A 19429-nucleotide genomic window follows, 5' to 3' on the forward strand; every position below is an offset into this window, starting at 1 on the left:
CATGGCAACGACGATCATCTCGGCCGCGACGAACTGCGACCTCGACACCGGCAGCTACTTCGAGCTGGCCGCCCGGGCGGCGCGCACCTGTGTGGAGCGCTCCGATGTCGGCCTCGACGAGATCGGAATGCTCATCAACGCGGGCGTTTTCCGGGACAGCAACATCTCCGAGCCCGCGGTGGCGGCGCTCATTCAGAAGCGGATCGGCCTCGGCCTCGCCTACGAGTCCGGGCGGGCGCCGACTTTCTCCTTCGACCTGATGCAGGGCGCCACCGGCCTGCTGCACGCCATCGTGGCCGCCGAATCCTTCCTCGCCACCGGCGCGGTGGAATACGCGTTGCTCGTCGCGGGCGATGCCCACCCCTCGACCATGCGGGACGTCGCTGATTTCCCGTACGGCACCGGTGGCGCCGCTCTACTGCTCGGAAATTCTCCTACTGCACGCGGTTTCGGCCGGATTCACACCTGCCACACCACCAGCTCGGACGAGCCGATCGCCTGGGTGGCGCTGGGCGAGGCCGGGACCAACGGGCGTTCTGTCATCTCTGTCCGTGCCGGAGCGGACGACCCGGTGGATCTGGCCGCAACGGTCGTACAACCCTGTCTGGACGAGGAAGGAATCGATGGCGGCGATTTCGCCGAGGGGAGCGCGGTGCTGCTGGCCCCAGCCCAGGCCCTCCGATTCCGTTCCCGCTTGGCGGATGCACTCGCCATCCCGTCGCGGTCGGTCGTCGGCTTCGACTCCTCGAACGGAGATCCATACACCGCCGCCCCGGTGCACGCCTACCTGAACGCGCTGAATACCGGCCTGCTCGACACTGCGCGCACCGTGATCTTCCTGGCCGCTGACGGGACGTCGGCGGCGTGTCTCGCTTACCATCCGCAGGTGGTATCGCCGACCAGGCTGGCGTGTAGGTGAAACGCGAACGCTGATAGTCGTGCTCTCGTCGAACTGATTGGATGGAGCGCGCTGATCGGTAGCGCGGCGGCTACCCGCTACGGGCCCGCGACCGGGTTCAGGCAGCTGGCCGGTGGATCGACGAGGAAGCAGATGGCCGGGCCGCGGGTGGGGCGGTAGGCAGCGGGGACTCCGCCCGCGGCCACGATCTGAGCGTAGGTGCCGACCGCGTCGGTGGGATGCCGGGTCAGCGTCGGGTCGGTACGCACGTTGACCGTGTAGAGACCGAACCGCGGTGTGTAGCTGCCCCATTCGTAGTTGTCGGTGATACTCCAGTAGTTGTAGCCCATAACGTCGATGCCGTCGGCCTCAGCCCGCTGGATCCAGTAGACGGTATCGCGGAAATGATCACTGCGGGTGTAGCCGTCGCCGCGCGGAAGACCGTTTTCAGTGGGCATTCCGTTCTCGACAATGTAGATCGGCTTGTTCGGGAAGCGGCGCGAATAGTGTTGCAGCGCATAGTAGATGCCTTCCGTTCGCAACGGCAGCTCCCAAATGCGCGGCCCCGGCAGATTCGGCATCGCCGACCCGCTGGCCCGCACGATGGAATCGAGCAGCGCCTGCGCCGGATCGTAGGCGAAGTAGTAGTCGACGCCCACGTAATCGAGACGGTCCGCGATGCGGTCGACGACCGCGCCGTTGACTTGGGCTTCCGAGCCGGCGACATAGCCGACGTTGCTTGTCACCTGGGCGCCGGGCTGCACCTGGTGGATGTAGTCGTAGATGGCGTTGTGCGCGTGCGCGATCCGCTCCTCCATCTGGGCCGCATCGGCTGCGCCCCTGCGGATCTCGTGCACGATGTAGGCGACCGGCTCGTTCACGGTGACCCACAGCGGATCGTGCGATGCGTAGCGGTCGACGACCCTGCGCATGTTGGCCAGCCAGTCGCCGACCATGCCGGGACTGCGCCAGCCGCCGCGGTCTACGGCCCAGCCCGGGTAAACCCAGTGGTCCAGCGTGATCATCGGCCGCATGCCGGCCTGCTCGATACTGGCGATGACCGCGTCGTAGAAACGGAACGCGCCCTCGTCCCAGACCCCAGGCGCGGGCTGGAGCCGGGCCCATTCGATTCCGATTCGGAACACCCGTACGCCCAAGTCGGCCGCCAGGCGGATGTCCGAGGCGTAGCGGTCGTAGAAGTCGACCGAATCGCGCAGTTCGTCGTATTCCGGGTTCGCGGCGATGTAGCGCGTCCAATTGCTGTCGGGCGCATGGCCTTCGGACTGGAATCCAGAGGCAGCGACACCCCAGAGGAATCCCGGGTCGAGTGGCGGCAAGCCGGCGGCAGGCCGTATCGGTGGCATTGCCGGGGACTGTGCGCAGAGCAGTAGGGTCGACGCCGCGGCGGCGAGCGCGGCCAGGACGTACCGATGGAACCTGGATCGCATCGACTCAGGGTAACTGGATACTCGCTTCCACACCGTAGAAATCAGCGTGTCGCCGGGTGCACGGTCCCAGTGCGACACGTTCGTTCGCTCTGATCACCGGCTTACCCCGCGCTGACCGCCGCCACCTGCTGTTCTTCGCTTCCGGCGGAACGCGAGTCGCGGCGGAAGCGGCCGGGGGCTACGCCGAATTCGCGGCGAAAGGCGTTGGCGAAGCCGAATTCCGAGGCGTATCCGACTTGGGTGGCAATGGCGGCGAGCGGCGCGTCGGTGTCGCGCAGCAGCCGGGCCCCGCTGCTGAGCCGCCACCACGTCAGATACGCCATGGGTGACTGTCCGACCATAGCGGTGAACTTGCGCGCGAAAGCTGTTTTCGACAAACCGATCTCGGCGCCGAGGTCGCGCACTGTCCACCGGCGAGCCGGATCGGTGTGGATGTGCGTGAGCGCCGCGGCGAGCAGCGGGTCGGTCAATGCCGCGGGCCAGCCCCGGTCGGGCTGGCGGGTGGCCTCCTCGTCCAGCCAGGCGCGCAGGAGGTACACCAGCAGCAGGTCCATCAGAGCAGGTAGCGCCGAGTAGCCGCCGGGCCGGGGATCGGCCAGCTCCGCGCCGAGGAGGTCGACCGCGGCTCGCAGATCATGGTGGCCCGACGACGCACGCAGGTGCACGACGTCGGGCAGGGTGCGCAGAAACGGATGCGCTTGTCCGCGATGGAGCCGGTAGGCGCCGCAGAGCAGGTGTGCGCGGATGGCGGCCGGGTTGCCGGGGCCTTCGTCCGATCCGCCGGGCGGCTCCGGCGGCAGCTCATCGATGCCTCGATCGGGGCGGTCACTCATGCCGTGCACCGAGCCGTGCGGCAGGAACACGACATCACCCGCGTGCAAAGGGATGGGTTCGCCCGCTGGCGGGGTGAGCCAGCACGAACCGTGCAGCAGCACATGGAATCCGGCACCGGGGTAGGGGCCGAACCGGTTGCCCCACGCTCCGCTGCGTCGCGTGCGGGTGAATTTCGCCCGGCCGGTGCGCACGGTCGCGATCACCTCACTGAAGACATCCACGATCCCGAGCTTACGAGAAGCGGCCACGCCGTGGTCTTTTCACGTATTTTCCAGGGTCACTGAAGCATGGATGCGACTGTCCGGAGTTCATAGCGTTGGTGTCGCTGCACAACTTCGGGTGCAGCGCGAGGAAAGCGAGCAGACGTATGAGTACCGCAAAGACAGGCGAGAACATCTCGGTGGACACCATCGAGCTCGGGGACGTCCACATCACGCGCGTCGTGGAATGGCATGCTCCGATCGCGCCGGCAATGGCCGTGTTCCCGGACAGCACCGAGCAGATGTGGCGGTCCAATCAGGACTGGCTGGCGCCGCATTTCTGGGATCCGGAGACCATGTTTTTCAAGGCGTACATGCAAACCTGGGTGCTGCGCAGCGGGGGCCGCACCATCCTCGTCGACACCGGCGTCGGCAATGACAAAGAACGCCCGTATATGCGAGTGTGGTCGCATCTCGACACCGACTTCTTGAGCCGGCTCGCGGCTGCCGGTGTCGAGCCGGAGGACGTGGACGTCGTCGTCAACACCCATGTGCACGCCGACCACGTCGGCTGGAACACCCGCTTGGTCGATCGCGAATGGGTACCGACATTCCCGAACGCGGAATACCTGATCGCCCGAGCGGACTTCGAGTTCTGGAACCCGGTCAACGGACACCCCAAGCGTGGCTCGCTGGGTGGCATCAGCGGCGCGCTCGGCAACCAGAACATGTTCGAAGACAGCGTGCTGCCGGTACACGAGCACGGCAAGGCGGTTCTGTGGGAAGACTCCTACCGCATCGACGACAACTTGGTGCTGGAACCCGCACCCGGCCATACGCCCGGCTCGGCCGTGCTTCTCCTGGAGTCGCGAGGTGACCGGGCTATGTTCATCGGCGATCTCATGCACACTCCGCTGCAGTTCGTGGAACCGGAGTGCGAGGCATGCCTGAGCGAAGACGAGCCGGCGGCCGCACGGCAGCGACGCCGTTTTCTGGAACGAGCCGCCGACACCAACGCCTTGGTGCTTCCCGCGCACCTGCCCGGCCCGGGTGGCGCGCTGGTGCGCCGCGACGGCAGCGCCTTCGCGATCGAACGTTGGGCACCGTTCAGTCCTTTTGGTTTGTGACGCTCGGCTTCTGGTTGGCGGCAGGATTCGTCGATGGAACCGTCCGCTGGGCGGGCTCGCCGTGATACTCGTGCACGACCCGTCACAAGACGGCCTGGCGGGTTACGCGCAGAAGGGAAATCTCATGACAACCGGGCTGCCCGCATTCCCCGCCCCGAACGAGGACCTGCTCGACACCTGCCTCCGGCTCCGCGAGATCGCGCCCGTGGTCGAGGTGGAGTTCCCCGGCGGCGTACCCGCCTATCTCGCCCTGACGTACGACGCCGTACGCGAGATCCTCGCCGGGGACAACAAGACGTTCGCCCGGGAACCGAAGCACTGGCCTGCCCTGTACGACGGTTCCATCCCGGAGGACTGGCCCCTGCGTGCCGTCGTCCAGGGCGAGCACCTGTCCACCAAGGACGGCGACGACCATCGGCGGCTCCGCGGCCTGATCAGCAAGGCGTTCACCCCCGGCCGGGTGCAGGCGCTGGAGCCGCGGATTCAACAGATCATCGACCGACTGCTGGACGACGTGGTGGCCGAGGGTGACGGCGTCGACCTGGTACCGACCTTCACCGAAGCGCTGCCGATGGCGGTGATCTGCGAACTGTTCGGCGTGCCGGAGCCGGAACGGGATCGGCTGCGGCGTTGGACCTCGACGCTCCTGGCGCACACGACTCCTCCCGAGGAGGCGTTCGCGACGCAGAACGCGCTCATGGCGTATTTGTACGAACTGGCGGAGCGCAAGCAGCGCGAGCCCGGCGACGACCTCACCACAGGTCTGGTCCAGGCCCGCGACCAGGACGACAAGCTCACGTCCGAAGAGCTGGTCGCCGTCCTGTGGATCATGCTGGTCGCCGGCCACGAGACCACGGTCCACCTGCTCGGCTACGCCATCCTGGCGTTGTCCGAGCACCCCGATCAGCTCGCGCTGGCCAAGGCCGACGACCTGTGGGCCGACGTGGTCGAAGAGACCGTGCGATACCGTCATTCGGTGATGATGACCAGTTGGCGGTTCACACTGACCGACGTGACCATCGCGGGCGTGACCATCCCCAAGGGCAACGCGGTCGGCGTGGCCTACCAGGCCTGTGGCATCGATCCGGCCGAGTACGGCGAGACCGCGAACGAGTTCGACATCACCCGGAAGCAGCGGGCCGGACATCTCGGGTTCGGCCACGGTCCGCGGTACTGCATCGGGGCCGGGCTGGCCCGCCTGGAGGGGCGGCTCGCGCTGGCCTCGCTGTACCGGCGGCTGCCGGAACTCACCCTCGCGATCGAGCCGAAGGACATCCCCTACTCGCCGTCCTTCTTCACGATCGGCCCGCTGTCGGTGCCGGTCAACCTCGGCAGCGTGCGGGACTGACGAGTCCAGGGCCAGGTCATCAGGGCCCACACAGCCAGTAAGAGGGCGGCCACGGTGACCAGGTACCAGGGCCAGGGGCCGAGCACATCGAGCAGCGAGGGAGTCGAGGGCTTCGCGTTGACGAAGCCGTAGTTGGTGTCGGCGATGGCGTTGAAGACGAACGTCACCGCCGTCCACACCATGGTGACTGTTACGGCGATCCGGTAGCTTCGCCAGTCCGGGTGTATGCCGATGCCCCAGGTCAGGTAGATCGCCGCCCAGACCACGACCAGGTGAACCGCCCAGAAGGCCAGGAATTCGTAGTGTGGGAAGTCCGGGCTGTGCAGCGCGGGTGATATGAGCGCCTGCGTACTCAAGGTGAGGCACCAGTAGTAGGTCAGGGCGTACGCCCAGTGCCGGTGCGACCACAGCGCGTACGCGGCGGCCATTGTCGCGAGATCGGTCAATCGCAGCGGAACCGAGCGGCCGACCGTTGGCGGGACCATCGTGGAGAGGTAGATCGCCAGGTATAGTGCGAATATCGCGGCGCCCGCGACACGCCCGAATCGGCGTGTGCTCTCGGGGCTACGGTGTGTTCGCCCGACGCGGACGACCAACGCCGCCCCGACCGCGAATACCGCCAGCACCACCCAGTGCGACGGCCCGTATGCGGAGAACTCCCGCTGCGCCGATAGCGGGTCCACGTATTGATCTTATAGGCGTGAGCACGCCCCGTCGAAGTCCCGCCGCTCCGGCGTGGTCGTGCGCCGTGCGCTGGCCGCCGATGTTCACCGATGTTTCACCCGGATCCGGTCGGTGGGCGGCAGGATGGAACAGTGCAGCGGATATGGGCAGCGGGTGCCGTGGTGACGCTTCTGTCGGCTGGTCTTCTGCCGACCGGAGCGGGTCCGGTGTCGGCGGATGGTCCGGGACGGTTCGATCTCCAAGCGCATCGAGGCGGGTTGGGGCTGGTGGTGGAGAACACGCTGCCCGCGTTCGCGAATGCGTTGGAGCTCGGGGTGAGCACGCTGGAGCTGGACGTGCAGATCACCGCGGACGGGTATGCCGTGGTCACCCATGATCGGGATCCGAGTCCGGCGAAGTGTGTGGATACGGCGCCCGCCTTTCCGGGCGATTCGAAGTATCCATATGTGCCGGGGTCGACCTACATTCGGGATCTGACGCTGGCGCAGGTGCGGACGATCGATTGCGGCTCTTTGCAGTTGGCCGATCAGCCCGAGCAGCGGACCGCGCCCGGGGCACGAATCCCGTTGCTGTCCGAGGTGTTCGATATGGTGCGCGCGTATCGGGCCGATCAGGTGATGCTGAATATCGAGACCAAGGTCGAGGCGGCCGCGCCGGAGCAGACCGCGCCGCGCGAGCAGTTCGTGCAGATCGTTGCGGCGGAGGTACACCGGGCCGGAATGGTGCAGCAGGTCACCATCCAGAGTTTCGACTGGGGCGCGCTGATGCGTATGCGGGAGGTGGCGCCCGACCTGCCGATCGTCGCGTTGACCAGCGGCCAGCAGAATCTGCAGGCCGGTGAGCCGGGCGCCTCGCCATGGCTGGGCGGGATAGATATCGACGACTTCCCGGGATCGCCGCAGGAAAAGTACGTCGCGGCCGCGGCATCCATCGGCGCCGCGGCGGTGTCGCCGGTGCACGGCAGCCCCCAGAACGGCACCGTCACCGACCCGGCCTATCGGCCTTTCACCACAGCCGAACTCATCCGCGCCGCGCACCGCCATGGGATGCGCGTCGTGCCCTGGACGGTAGACGACCGCGCCACGATGACAGCGCTGCTCGATCTGGGTGTGGACGGCATCATCACCAACCGGCCGGACGTACTCCGCGCCCTCCTGGCCGACCGGGGCCAGCCACTGCCGCAGGCGTATCACCGACCCTGAAGTCGAAATATTTTGCCGCACTCCGGATCTGGGAATAAGCACGGTAGCAGGCTGGGTAGGCTACCCAGCAATCGAACAGTGATCGGAAGTTGCCTCGAGTTATCCACCCATGTCCAGACAACGGAAGAGCAACGCATGACCAGATACGCACATTATGTCGGCAGCATGCCCGCGGAACTGATGACCAGCGACCGCGCCGTATTGGAATGGTTTGCCGACCATAGTGAGGGATCGCCCGTCACCGCGGTGCCCTGTGACCTGGACCCGGACTGGATCATGGAGTATCTGGTCGCGCGCCGGAAATATCCCGACATCTTCGAAGTCGTCCACTCGGGTGAGTACACCGACTACAGCGACTTCCCCAGCTACGGTCTGCGCTCCGGCCGCACGTTGGAGCCGCGACATGTGTCGATGGGCCGGGTCCAGCGCATCGGTGAAGTGGTCGCCGCGTTCGAATCGTTACAGCGTGACCGACCGGAGTTGGCCGAGACGAAAGTCCAGATCAGCCAGCCCAATCCGTTGGATCTCGCCTTGTTCGTGTTCGCGGGCGCGGCGGTCGCCGCTGGTCTTCCCGTCGGAAAGGCTTTGCGGCGCTCCACTCTCGTTGTCGACGCGCTCCGCCATCTGCCGGTATTCACCGAAGCGGTGCTACAGGAGATGACCGAGATCATCGATCGGCACGGCGATCGGGTCGTCTGGCAGCTGGAGTCGCCCATCGCGCTGCTGAGCATGGTCAAAGCCGAGCAACTGCATGCGCAGTGGTCGCTTGCCTGGCTTGTCGCGCGGCAGCTCGCGGGCTTTCTCGGCCGGATGCAGGAGATCGGGGCGGACACGATCGTGCACCTCTGCTACGGCGACTACCAGCACAAGAGCCTGCTGAGCCCACGCTCTCTGGCGTCGGCCGTGAAGCTGCTCAATCAGACTGCGCGACTATTGAGCAAACAGGGGACGCCACTGCCTCCGGTGCATATTCCGTGCGCTTACGGCGCTGAACCGGCACCGCTGGACCCCCGCTTCTACGCACCCTTGCACAAGCTCGACCCGGACTGGCGTGTGATCGCCGGTGTCGTCTCACCCGACTCCGCCGAGGACAGCGCCCGCGCGCTAGCTCTCTTCGAGAAGACAGCTGCGCGAACCGCTTACGGTGTCGCCACCGCCTGCGGGCTCGGACGTTGCAGTGTCGATGCCGCACAAAATGCGGTCGCGACCACCATCGCGGTAGCAGACACCGACGAATTGTACAGCTAAGAGTTTCCGGAAGCCCTTGCGCCGCAACGTGTTAGGTTGCTGCCTGGCTTCCGGCGGTGGCTCGCTGCGACCGCGCAAAGCCGTGAGCCTTGTCCTGAACAGGCTTCCGACGTTCGTTCACTCGCAGCTCCCAATCGTCGAGATGCTTTGTCGGCGCACGGAAGCCGCCTGGCGTGCCACTATGAGCCTGGTCGACAACGATTTTCACGTTTCACATCGCACGCTAGGATACCCTTTGCTACAGTAAGCAACGTGTTCCGTTCTGGTCTAGCTAACCAGCGGCAACACTCACTCCGGGTTTGCCTACGGCCGTGGCACCCGGAGTCGATCCGGTTTCCGGTGCGGGCGCACTATCCGTTATCAGCAGTTCCAGGGAGTTTGCTATGGGGTACAATCCGCATGTTCTGGTAATAGGTGGCGGCCCAGCCGGTTCGACCACAGCAGCTCTGCTCGCGCGAGCGGGCATTCGAGTGACCCTCCTGGAAAAGGAGAGGTTTCCTCGATATCACATCGGCGAGTCCCTTCTGGCGTCGTGCTTGTCGACACTGCGCCTGTCCGGCGCCTATGACGAGGTTGCCGCGCACGGTTTCCAGGTGAAACGGGGCGGGGTTTTTCTGTGGCAGAACGATACCTGGCTATTGGACTGGTCCAGGCTCGTGGACGCGGACGCTTGGTCATGGCAGGTCGACCGCGCGGCGTTCGACGATATCCTGCTCCGTAACGCGGCAAAACAGGGCGCCGAGGTAATCGAGCAGGCCACCGTGACAAATGTGCTGTTCGACGGCGACCGCCCGACAGCCGTCGAATGGACCGGGCCCGATGACGACCAGACCCGGACCACCGAATTCGATTTCTTGGTCGACGCTTCGGGACGCGCGGGCCTGTTGGCGAAGCGGCATTTCGACATCCGGCGGCAGCACAAGGCCTTCCGGAACACCGCGATCTGGTCGTACTGGACAGGCGCCCGCTTGCATCCGGACAGTCCGGAAGGCGCGATCAACGTCGTTTCGACCCCCGAAGGCGGCTGGATCTGGCACATCCCCTTGTCGGACGGCCGCTTCAGCGTCGGCTATGTGATTTCCAAGCGCCAGTTCGCCGAGAAGCGTCGTGAGCACGAATCACTCGACTCGTACTACCTCGATGTCATCCGTGGCAATGCCAAACTGAGCGAGTTGCTCGAGGGGGCCCAGCAGGTCGACAGCGTCCGGGCGGAGCAGGATTACTCCTATGTCGCAGATCGGTTCTACGGTCCGGGTTACGCCATTGTCGGTGACGCCGCGTGCTTCCTCGATCCGTTGTTGTCCACCGGCGTGCATTTGGCGACGTACGGTGCGCTGACCGCGTCGGCGGCCATTGCGACCGCCTTGCGGGGCGAGATGAGCGAGTCCGAGGCACTGGGCTTTTTCGACTACACCTATCGACGGGCGTACTGGCGATTCCTGATCCTGGTTTCGCGAATGTACGAGCAGTACGTCGGGTCGCAGGAATATTTCACGCATGCCAGCAGCCTCACCGAGGCACACGAGGGCGACACCCCGCAGGAGTCGTTCACCAGGATCATCGCGGGACTGACCGATGTGGACGAATCGTCGGGAGAACAACAGCGGACCGATACCGACGCCATCGTCACCGAGGCCGAACTCCTCGACGAGGAGCCGGCCGAGGTGAACATCAAATACATGGGCCACCTGGATATGTCGCCGGTATGGAATATCTGGCGCGATCCGCTCGGGGCGGACACCGCCATGGGCGAGGTGCGCATTACGACCGAACCGGTACTCGGCCTGACCAGCAAACCCCGCTCCGCCGCGGAGATGGAGGCCATTGTCCGACCATTCATTCCACCGAAGGGCGCCGACGTCACCACAGCTTAGCCCAGGCTTTCCAGTGAAAATCACTGCGCGGAGCCGACAATTGTGACGATCACTCGATCCGTCCCCGAACCTCCGGGCGATGCCTCGGCCGGTGGTTCGGGTTTCCGGATGAACAGAGATGAAATCGGGCGGTTCGGCCATCCACTCACCAGGATGCTGCTGGCCAGCGACGGCTCCACAATGCCGGTACTCGAGGCGATACTCAGGACGGAACTCCAGGTTCGTGTGCTCCGTCAGGACGATATGGCGGCCAGCCGGCTACCCACCACCGTTACCGATGCATTGCAGGTGTCCGGCGCCGACCGCGTCATCGTCCGCCGCTCATGCCTGATCAATTCCGACAGTGTGGCCGTGTCTGTCAATCATGTCGTCATCGTCCCCGGACCCGCGGCCCCGTACGGAGTCGACGATGTCCGGATGCCGATCGGTTACAGCTTGATTTCTCGGGGCGTATTCCAGCGTCGTAACATACTGCGGGCGGGCTTGACGAGATGGCCGGATGGCCGCCTCTGTGCGGCGAAGGCATATGTCATCGTGCTTGTCGATCGGCCGCTCTGCTATATCCGGGAATCCTTCAATCCCAACATCATTCCTCCGGACCACTCCTACACCGCCGACCGTGATCTGCTGTGGGCCGACGAGCCGGAATCGGTACCCGACCGCACCCGCCAGCACGGCTAGCGCCGCCCTCCGACTCGTGCCACCAGCTGCAGGTCGCCAGAGTTGACCTTCGACGCAATGTTGCTAGCGTGTGCGAGTCGCCCGGTGCTGGACGGCAAGTAGCGGAAGGCTGTAGTAGGTTCGACCCCGTCAACGACAAGAGGACTGATGAATCCAGGGACCGCCGTGGTGTTTTCATGGTTCTGACCCATCACCGTGTTCAGCGCCGTGGCGGTCGTGGTCGATCGGTTCGGCGGGGCTCTCCGCTCGATCTGGCACCCGACACACGCTGATCTCGCCGGACACGTCATCGAAGCACGTGTCCGCGCTCTCCGATCACTCTCGTCGAATTCCTGCCCATCGTCTGGAGCCACGTCTTTGACCACACCACAGTCCCCGACATCCACGCCGTACACCGATTCGACCGGAACGTGCCCCGTCCAGTACGGACCGGTCATCGATACCGATGACCGCCGAGTTCCGCTGTACACCCCGGAGTTCGTCGCCGACCCCCATCGCGCTTACCGCGAGATGCGTCGCCGGTACGGCTCGCTCGTTCCCATCGAGTTGGCACCCGGTGTGCCCGCCACCCTGGTGATCGGCTACCGGACGGCGGTGCGAATCCTCAACGACCCCAACCACTTCCCAGCCGATCCACGAACCTGGCAGAAGAACATTCCCGCGGATTCTCCCGTCCGGCCGATGATGGAGTGGTACCCGGCGGCGCGGTACAACACCGGAGCCACGCATGCTCGCTACCGGCAGGCCTCCGTCGCGAGCATCGACGGGATCGACACGCATGGGCTGCGTCCCGCCGTCGAGAGAATCGCCATCCCGCTGATCAACACCTTCTGCGAGTCCGGATCCGCCGACTTGGTGACCCAGTACGCGTTTCCCCTCGTCCTCGAGGTCCTCAACCAGATGGTCGGCTGCCCCGCCGAGATCGGGCAGCGCGTCGCGACCGGCATGGCCGCGCGCTTCGATACGGTCAACCCCGCGCAGGGCATGATGATGCTCAAAGAGGCGCTGATGGAGTTGATTCAGCTCAAGCGGCAACATCCCGGCGACGACGCTACCTCGCGGCTGGCGCATCACCCGGCCAACCTCAACGACGTGGAGATCTTCGCGCAGCTGATGAGCTTCTACGGCGCCGGCTTCGAAGCCCAGCGCAATCTGATCACCAATACCCTGCTGCTGATGATCACCGACGACCGGTTCCGCTACGGCAGCGATGTTCTCGGACGGAACCTGTCGACCGAGCACGCGCTCGACGAGGTGCTGTTCAACGACCCGCCGATGGCGAACTTCTGCACCACATACCCGCGGCAGCCGATCATGATCGACGATGTCTGGCTGCCTGCGGACCAGCCGGTCGTCATCAGCCTCGCCGCGTGCAACAACGACCCCGAGATCCGCGGGACCGACGAGCCCGGCGGCAACCGCATCGGCAATCGCTCGCATCTGGCGTGGAGCACCGGGCCGCATGCTTGCCCGGCGAAATCGATCGCGTACCCGACGGTGCAGAACGCCATCGATCAACTGCTCGACGCCCTGCCCGAGATGGACCTCGCGGTTCCCGCGGACCAGCTCGTCTGGCGGCCGGGTCCCTTCCATCGAGCGATGACGTCGATGCCGGTCGTCTTCCCCAAGTCCGCGCCGTTGACCTTCTTTTAGGAAGCCTCGCCTGGGAGCGTGGCCTACACGGCCGGCGCGGTGAACGCCACGACCGCGGCGTCGAGCAGTGTCACGAAGCCGCCCCGAGGCAGCAGCGCGGTGCGTCCAGCGGGTGCCATATGTCGGATTCGGCTAGGCCGCTGGCTCGGCCTCAGCCGAACCGACACCCGCAGCTTCGGAACTCACGCGTCGGCCGATACCGTCGCAGACCGCACGTTCGGAAGACCGAGATTGTCGCGCAGGGTGGTCCCGGTGTACTCGGTGCGCAGCACGCCGCGGTCCTGCAGTAACGGAACCACCTTGTCGACGAACTCATCGAGGCCCCACGGCACCAGGTGGGAGCCGAGGATGAAGCCGTCGGAGCCGTCGTTCTGCACGAAGGCATCGATCTGCTCGGCGACCTGGGCGGGAGTTCCGACCAGCGGGCCGCGTTCGAACTGGTCGATCACCACCTCGCGGAGCGCGAGTTTCTTCGTCTCGGCGACTTGGCGCAGGCGTTCGACGGTGGCGAAGCGGTCCTGGTGGACGAAGGCGCGCCCCTGGATGATCGGCGGGGCATCCGGATCGGGGTCGACATCGGGTATCGGTCCGTCGGGGTCGTAGCCGGACAAGTCGCGGTTCCAGATCTGTTCCAGCAGGATCAGCGCGGTCTGCCCGGTGACCTGCTCGTTGCGGATTGCGTGGAATTTCTCGATCGCCTCGGCCTGGGTGTCACCGAGAACGAAACTGGCCGACGGCAGGATCTTGATGTCGTCGGCGGCACGTCCCGCCGCGACCGCGCGTGATTTGATGTCGCGGTAGAAGTCCGCCGCCTCCGGCAGCTTGCCATAGGGGGAGAAGATGGCATCGGAATTGGCGGCGGCGAAATCGCGGCCCTGCGGTGAGACACCGGCCTGCAGGATCACCGGTCTGCCCTGCGGGCTGCGTGGCACGGTGAAGCGGCCGGAGATATCGAACTGGTTACCCTGGAAGGCGAACGCCCCGGCATTCGGGCGGGCCAGGAACCGGCCGGACTCTTTGTCGGCGACGAGGTCCTCGGCATCCCACGAATCCCACAGGGCGCGAACGGCGTTCAGGGTATCCTCGGCGCGCACATAGCGGTCGGCGGGATCGAGGAATCCGCCGCGGCGGAAGTTCTGGCCGGTGAATGCGTCGAAGGAGGTCACCACATTCCAGGCGGCGCGTCCGCCGGAGAGGTGATCCAGGCTCGCGAACTGGCGGGCCAGCTCGTAGGGTTCGTTGAAGGTCGCGTTGATCGTGCCCGCGAGCCCGAGACGTTCGGTGACCGCGGCGATCGAGGCCAGCACAGTGAAGGGGTCGGGGCGGCCGATGATGTCCTGATCGAAGATCTTGCCCGCGCGTTCGCGCAGGATGAGACCTTCGGCGAGGAAGAAGAAGTCGAACTTGCCGCGTTCGGCGGTGCGCGCGGTGTGTTCGAAACTGCTGAAATCGATCTGGCTGCCCGCCTCGGGATGCCACCAGGCGGTGTGATGGTTGACGCCGCCGAGGTAGGCGCCCAGGATGACTTGCTTACGGGGAGTGCTCATGGTCGCCTCGCTCAGGCAGTCGCGTAACGGTTGGGGACGGTGGTGGGCAGCCCGAGCAGCGCGCGCAGCGAGCCCTCCGGGTAGTGGGTGCGGAACGCGCCGCGGTGTTGCAAAGCTGGGACGAGCCGGTCGGCGACGGCGGTCAGATCGTCAACCGCGACACCGGGCCGCAACCGGATTCCATCGACACCCTGCTCGCTCCATTCGATGAGCAGTTCCGCGAGATCGTCGGCGCTGCCCGCGAAAAGCTCGGCATCGGAGGTGAATTCGGCTCCGGCGACGTCGTTCAACCGCGCTAGGCGTTGCGGTCCGCTCGCCTCGTCGGTGTCGAGGAAGACGACGATGTCGGCATAGACCCGCAGCGGTTCGCCGGCGCGTTCCGCTCGTGTCGCGGCGGAGGCCACCTGATCCGACACCGGGCGGGGGCCGGCCTCACGCGTCGGGGTGACGAAGACCAAATCTGCACTGCGAGCGGCGAATTCGTATACCGAGGGGGAGTGCGCCAGCGCTGCCACAACCGGCTGCCCCTGCGGCGGCCGCGGCGTGATGGACGGCCCGCGCACGTTGAAGAAGCGGCCCTCGAAGTCGATGTAGTGCAGTTTGTCGCGATCGATGAAGCGACGGGTGGCCACGTCGCGAATCTCGGCGTCGTCCTCCCAGCTGTCCCATAGTCGCCGCACCACCTCGACGGCGTCAGCGGCTTCGTCGAACAGATCGTGCTCGTGACCGGGATGGGTGCCTGATGCGAGCGCCTCCGCGATCTCGGTGGCGGTGAGGTCGCGCACTGTGCGGCGGCCGAAGTGAGCGGCCTCCTCGGCCGTCCCCGACACCCGCACCTGCCAGCCCGCCCGCCCGCGTGACGTGTAGTCGAGCGTGGCGATCGACTTGGAGACGTGGAACGGTTCGGTGTGGGTGACGGTCACGGTCGGAATGAGCCCGATGTGCCGGGTGACCGGGGCGACCCGCGCGGCGATGAGGTGGGCGTCGATCCTGGCCCGGACCCGGTCGACGGCATCGTCGGAGGGCCCGTGCCGTTCACCGGGAATCGTCAGACTGTCCTCGATGCTCACGAAATCGAGTAGTCCGCGCTCTGCGGTGGCGACCAGATCCGTCCAGTACCCGGGGCTGAACAATTCGGCCGGCCGGGAGCTCGGCTCCCGCCACGCGGCTGGATGCCAGCCCGCTCCGTCGAGCGCGACGCCGAGATGCAATCGGTTCGGTGCCATCGTCTCCCGTTTCTGTGCATGCGTGCGTGTCGTGTCCCTCAACGCACGAACCGCCGGGGGGGGGGGGGGGCATTCGACGCTGCCGCTGCCCGTTCTTCGCCGAGCGGCGGCCGGCCGCGCGCACAGCGCGGTCGAAGACGAATACCGCCTGGCCACGTGGTACCTGCGGCGGTGAACACACCGCGCGAGTCGGACCCGCCACGCTTGGTGTCAACGGTTGAGATCAGCTCGAGCCAGGGGAAATACCGGCGGGCCTCCTACGCCGATGGCGCGGGCACATTGCGGAGGATGAGGTCTCGGCCGTCCGGCCAATAGAAATCGTGCAAGGCGATGCTGAGTTGTGATGCCAAGGGATCGGCATCCCACACGACGTGGACCAGCTTGCTGCGCTGATGCAGGGGCGGCTTGGCGTCACCCCCGCCCTGGAATGGCACGTCCTCGAGTGCCGCGCCGCTGAATTGGTCGCTGATTCGGAACGTCATATTGGAGAAGTCACTCGCGTCGGTGCGTTCTACATACGCCGTGATGGTCAGTGACGGCCTCTGCTTGAACTGCCACTCGCTGACCGTGCGTTCCACCGACACGACGGTGTATTTCCAGCCGTATCCCTCGACCGTCCAAGGCGGTGCACCCGCTGCATCCACGATAACGGGCGTCCTGGACCTCAGGAATGGCAACGGAAGATCCAGGCTGGGAATGGAGATATCCAAGCGGGGCACGAGTATCGTCCCCACCCCGAGCGTGATGAGAGCGACCGTGACTGCCGCGCCGAGTCGAAGTCGCCATCGCGCCTTGCCAGGGGACGAGGGCTGCCTCGCCGGTCGATCTGCGCCGGCGACCGGAGGCCGAATCGTGCTCGGCGGTAGTTCTCTGCGGCGGTGTCCATCGGTCTGACCCACCGGTCCCGAAGCTCGGGTGGACGCACGCGCGGTTTCTTTTGCCGTTGGCGTGGTTTCTGGCGCCGTCTTTACGCCTGCCAAGACCGCGCGTGCGACCGTGGCTACTTCTGGCACGTCCTGCGCCGCAATGCTTTTCAGCACGGACCGGGCGCCCGACTCGGTGTTCGGGTCGGCGAGGAATTCACTGAGGGTTCTGACCGCTGCCGCGCGGATGGTCGGATGAGGACTGGCGAGTCCGTCGCGCACATGTGCGGGAAATTGCCATCCGAGTTGTGCGGGGGCACGTGGGTTGCGGGCGAGGATGATCGAGCCTTCGGCACCATACAGCCACAACTGCGGAGTCTGATGGCCGCCGTGAGCACGCACGTAGTTCGCAGCGTATGTGTGTGCTTCCTCGACGCTGATGTAGCCGTCGCCGTCGCGGTCCGCGCTGCCGTCGGCCATTCCTTTGACCAGCCCGGTGGTGAAGGCCGATACGGTGACCGCGTCCGGGGGGTCGTCGGACAGGGGGACGCCTTCGTAGGAGTATTCCTCCGCACGGGAGGCGGTCAGCACGGCCCGTCCGCGGGAGTTGCCGACCAGCTTGCGTTCGAGGTCGATGTCATCGGCGGCCTTTGTCCGGTCGAACGCGCCGGAAAAGCAGCAGTCCAGGATGACGACCTGGCTTCGGGCGCGGCACTCGTCCAATCGGTTGAGCAGCCAACTCGATTCGATTGCGGTGGAACTGAGCAGTTTCTTATTGGTGTTGGCCGCCGCGAAATACAGGCTTCCCCGCCGGTCGAGCACACCGTGACAGGACAGGTACACCAATACGACGTCCTCGACGCGGCGCCCGCTGAGAAACTCGTCGATCGCGCGGCGGATCGTGTAGTCGTGCTGATCGAGAACGTCGGTCACGGTGAACCCGCCGATGCGCGGGTCGGCCAGAACCTTGCGCAAGGCAGCCACATCCTGCGCGGGCGCCCGCAGCGCCTGCAGACCGGGATCGTCGTAGCTGCTCGTGGCCACCAGCAGCGCGACGCGGGCGCCGACCCGATCAGGTGCTGGAGCCATGACGTGCCAGCCACACCGCCAGCAGTTGCTCCTGCTGCGCGGCGGTCGCGCCGGTCAGCTTGATGGTGTCGCCGTCGATGGTCAGCTCGACGCCACGCTCGGTCCGGGCCAGCCAGTCCCGGATCTTGGCGAACACCGCCTTCAGCGCCGCCGGACCGAACTTCACCCCCAACGTCGCGACCAGCCCCGAACCGGACTTCGCGCCATCGGGCACGTCGCCGTCCACCAGCTCGGCGGCGTCGATGTCGAGATCCAGTAGCTCGCGCCGCAGCGAGAAGGCCGCATCCAGCTCGTCGCCGTCCTCCGGCACAACCCGAACCAGCAGATCCCACTCGTCCCGCATACCGGCCTCCCCATCGACTATGGTTGCCCCACATCGTAAATGCCGCCTGACGACTCCGCGCCACAGTCGAAGACCAAGGTTGGTTGTGCGATTGTGTGCTGGATCAGTGCCGGGATCTTTCGGGCTCGCAAGTGCGGTCAGCGTCGGACGGCATCGAGGATCGCACCCTCGCGGTCGAGGACAGCGCGAACCGCATCGTGGTCGTCGGGGGTCAAGGAAGCTCGGCGCCGTTTCCAGAGAGACAGGCTTGCGGCCAACCCGGGATCAGCCGTGCCGTGAGCACGGCAATGCTCGGCCAGCGCCACCCGTAACCGTGGGGACGTCGTGAGGTGTCCAGCGAGATCGATGAGGGTTGTCAGCGTCCGGCAAGCGGAACCGAACTCGAGGGCCGCGGCGAGCGGGCTTATCGCGGGCTGCCTCATCGTCACCTCGGGTAGTCGTGGGTCCGGAGACAGTTCCGCCTCTGCAACCTTTGTCGCCAGGCTGGCATGCCTCCGACCCCGGCGTCCTGAGGCGAGACCAGGACCGAGCGCGCGATCGAATCTTCCTATCGGCGAGCGTCGAGCCGCATAGCGGCAGTCAGCGCCGTCCGGTGCAGTAGCCCTCGGGGGTGTACTGGCAGGGCCGCTCGTTGCGACCTCTGTACCCGCCATGATTGCTGCTTCGGCTGCGCTCTCCCACGCCGGAGCCCCGCCGATCGGCAGGGTCGTGCGAGTACTTGTCCGCGGTGACGGCCACGAACGGCTCGGGCGCGACGATGGCTGGTGTCACCAGTGCGCCTCCGATCAGAGTGGCGGCGACCACTCGACGTACCGGGCGACGCTTCTTTGCGTTCTCCATGGCATATTCCCGTCGTATAACGTGCCGTTAGATAGCGATACGATAGTCGACGGCACACCGTCTTCGGAAGACCTGGGAGAAGATGGATCAGGAATCGAGAAGCGTCCGTCCCCGAGCCGCACCTAGCGTGGCTGCCATGCACATCACCGTCCTGCCTTGCGCTACCGCCGTCCGCTTGGGGTCAGCGCGCGGGGCGGCGATCAGGTAAACAACGGGCCTTGCCTCGGACGCGCCGACGAACGAGGGCCCAAACGTCCTGGTTAGATCGAGCAAGGCGCCGCCTACGGGTACCGGGAAGGCGGCCCTGCCCAACAGATGGAGACA

Annotated in this window: 16 protein-coding genes; 8 read left to right on the plus strand and 8 right to left on the minus strand. The window is 65.8% G+C overall.

Annotated features, from left to right (window positions below; genetic code table 11):
• Position 1 precedes the first annotated feature (1 nt).
• Positions 2 to 919, plus strand: coding sequence for a hypothetical protein (locus IU459_RS32450; RefSeq protein WP_195133405.1), 918 nt, complete (start codon positions 2 to 4; stop codon positions 917 to 919).
• A gap of 77 nt (positions 920 to 996) precedes the next feature.
• On the opposite strand, the gene IU459_RS32455 is transcribed toward IU459_RS32450, so the two are convergent.
• Both IU459_RS32455 and IU459_RS39855 read right to left on the minus strand, forming a co-directional pair.
• Complete coding sequence (locus tag IU459_RS32455; RefSeq protein ID WP_195133406.1) at positions 997 to 2346, minus strand: family 1 glycosylhydrolase; 1350 nt, start codon at positions 2344 to 2346, stop codon at positions 997 to 999.
• 101 nt (positions 2347 to 2447) lie between these two features.
• On the minus strand, positions 2448 to 3401 hold the full coding sequence (locus IU459_RS39855; protein WP_195133407.1) for an AraC family transcriptional regulator: 954 nt from the start codon (positions 3399 to 3401) through the stop codon (positions 2448 to 2450).
• Positions 3402 to 3547: 146 nt separating this feature from the next.
• Between IU459_RS39855 and IU459_RS32465 the strand changes: the two genes are divergently transcribed.
• The gene (locus IU459_RS32465) at positions 3548 to 4507 is read left to right on the plus strand and encodes an MBL fold metallo-hydrolase (RefSeq protein ID WP_228838840.1); all 960 of its coding nucleotides are present in this window, start codon (positions 3548 to 3550) and stop codon (positions 4505 to 4507) included.
• A gap of 124 nt (positions 4508 to 4631) precedes the next feature.
• The gene (locus tag IU459_RS32470; protein WP_195133408.1) at positions 4632 to 5855 is read left to right on the plus strand and encodes a cytochrome P450 family protein; all 1224 of its coding nucleotides are present in this window, start codon (positions 4632 to 4634) and stop codon (positions 5853 to 5855) included.
• Here IU459_RS32470 and IU459_RS32475 read toward each other — a convergent pair.
• The gene (locus IU459_RS32475; RefSeq protein WP_195133409.1) at positions 5786 to 6538 is read right to left on the minus strand and encodes a YwaF family protein; all 753 of its coding nucleotides are present in this window, start codon (positions 6536 to 6538) and stop codon (positions 5786 to 5788) included. The genes IU459_RS32470 and IU459_RS32475 overlap by 70 nt on opposite strands.
• A 162-nt stretch (positions 6539 to 6700) precedes the next feature.
• Here IU459_RS32475 and IU459_RS32480 point away from each other — a divergent pair, with 162 nt between their 5' ends.
• The 5 genes from IU459_RS32480 (at position 6701) to IU459_RS32500 (ending at position 13197) form a co-directional block, all read left to right on the plus strand.
• Positions 6701 to 7741, plus strand: a complete 1041-nt coding sequence (locus tag IU459_RS32480) for a glycerophosphodiester phosphodiesterase family protein (RefSeq protein ID WP_324199113.1) — start codon at positions 6701 to 6703, stop codon at positions 7739 to 7741.
• Positions 7742 to 7876: 135 nt separating this feature from the next.
• Positions 7877 to 8989, plus strand: coding sequence for a hypothetical protein (locus IU459_RS32485; RefSeq protein ID WP_195133411.1), 1113 nt, complete (start codon positions 7877 to 7879; stop codon positions 8987 to 8989).
• A 383-nt stretch (positions 8990 to 9372) separates the two neighbouring features.
• Positions 9373 to 10863: an NAD(P)/FAD-dependent oxidoreductase gene (locus IU459_RS32490; RefSeq protein WP_195133412.1), complete on the plus strand. Its 1491-nt coding sequence runs from the start codon at positions 9373 to 9375 to the stop codon at positions 10861 to 10863.
• 153 nt (positions 10864 to 11016) lie between these two features.
• Positions 11017 to 11544: a hypothetical protein gene (locus tag IU459_RS32495; protein WP_195133413.1), complete on the plus strand. Its 528-nt coding sequence runs from the start codon at positions 11017 to 11019 to the stop codon at positions 11542 to 11544.
• Between the two features lie 357 nt (positions 11545 to 11901).
• Positions 11902 to 13197, plus strand: a complete 1296-nt coding sequence (locus IU459_RS32500) for a cytochrome P450 (protein ID WP_195133414.1) — start codon at positions 11902 to 11904, stop codon at positions 13195 to 13197.
• Between the two features lie 182 nt (positions 13198 to 13379).
• On the opposite strand, the gene IU459_RS32505 is transcribed toward IU459_RS32500, so the two are convergent.
• The 5 genes from IU459_RS32505 to IU459_RS32525 all read right to left on the minus strand — a co-directional run bounded on the left by IU459_RS32505 (position 13380) and on the right by IU459_RS32525 (position 19105).
• Entirely contained in the window at positions 13380 to 14744 is a 1365-nt protein-coding gene (locus IU459_RS32505; protein WP_195133415.1) for an NtaA/DmoA family FMN-dependent monooxygenase, read from the minus strand.
• An 11-nt stretch (positions 14745 to 14755) separates the two neighbouring features.
• The gene (locus tag IU459_RS32510) at positions 14756 to 15970 is read right to left on the minus strand and encodes an LLM class flavin-dependent oxidoreductase (protein ID WP_195133416.1); all 1215 of its coding nucleotides are present in this window, start codon (positions 15968 to 15970) and stop codon (positions 14756 to 14758) included.
• Positions 15971 to 16227: 257 nt separating this feature from the next.
• On the minus strand, positions 16228 to 17922 hold the full coding sequence (locus IU459_RS32515; protein WP_195133417.1) for a caspase family protein: 1695 nt from the start codon (positions 17920 to 17922) through the stop codon (positions 16228 to 16230).
• Positions 17906 to 18265, minus strand: coding sequence for a hypothetical protein (locus tag IU459_RS32520; protein WP_195133418.1), 360 nt, complete (start codon positions 18263 to 18265; stop codon positions 17906 to 17908). Before IU459_RS32520 ends, IU459_RS32515 begins: the two co-directional genes overlap by 17 nt.
• A gap of 579 nt (positions 18266 to 18844) precedes the next feature.
• Positions 18845 to 19105 carry a hypothetical protein gene (locus IU459_RS32525; RefSeq protein ID WP_195133419.1) on the minus strand — a complete coding sequence of 87 codons (261 nt, stop codon included), beginning with the start codon at positions 19103 to 19105 and terminating at the stop codon, positions 18845 to 18847.
• Positions 19106 to 19429: the final 324 nt, after the last annotated feature.

This window comes from Nocardia amamiensis, assembly GCF_015477605.1.
GTDB lineage: Bacteria > Actinomycetota > Actinomycetes > Mycobacteriales > Mycobacteriaceae > Nocardia > Nocardia amamiensis_A.

Excerpts from the sequence above, each read along its gene's own strand:
- IU459_RS32450 (WP_195133405.1), top strand. The coding sequence starts at position 2 with ATGGCAACGACGATCATCTCGGCCGCGACGAACTGCGACCTCGACACC.
- IU459_RS32455 (WP_195133406.1), bottom strand. The coding sequence starts at position 2,346 with ATGCGATCCAGGTTCCATCGGTACGTCCTGGCCGCGCTCGCCGCCGCG.
- IU459_RS32465 (WP_228838840.1), top strand. The coding sequence starts at position 3,548 with ATGAGTACCGCAAAGACAGGCGAGAACATCTCGGTGGACACCATCGAG.
- IU459_RS32470 (WP_195133408.1), top strand. The coding sequence starts at position 4,632 with ATGACAACCGGGCTGCCCGCATTCCCCGCCCCGAACGAGGACCTGCTC.
- IU459_RS32485 (WP_195133411.1), top strand. The coding sequence starts at position 7,877 with ATGACCAGATACGCACATTATGTCGGCAGCATGCCCGCGGAACTGATG.
- IU459_RS32490 (WP_195133412.1), top strand. The coding sequence starts at position 9,373 with ATGGGGTACAATCCGCATGTTCTGGTAATAGGTGGCGGCCCAGCCGGT.
- IU459_RS32495 (WP_195133413.1), top strand. The coding sequence starts at position 11,017 with ATGCTGCTGGCCAGCGACGGCTCCACAATGCCGGTACTCGAGGCGATA.
- IU459_RS32505 (WP_195133415.1), bottom strand. The coding sequence starts at position 14,744 with ATGAGCACTCCCCGTAAGCAAGTCATCCTGGGCGCCTACCTCGGCGGC.
- IU459_RS32510 (WP_195133416.1), bottom strand. The coding sequence starts at position 15,970 with ATGGCACCGAACCGATTGCATCTCGGCGTCGCGCTCGACGGAGCGGGC.
- IU459_RS32515 (WP_195133417.1), bottom strand. The coding sequence starts at position 17,922 with ATGGCTCCAGCACCTGATCGGGTCGGCGCCCGCGTCGCGCTGCTGGTG.
- IU459_RS32520 (WP_195133418.1), bottom strand. The coding sequence starts at position 18,265 with ATGCGGGACGAGTGGGATCTGCTGGTTCGGGTTGTGCCGGAGGACGGC.
- IU459_RS32525 (WP_195133419.1), bottom strand. The coding sequence starts at position 19,105 with ATGGAGAACGCAAAGAAGCGTCGCCCGGTACGTCGAGTGGTCGCCGCC.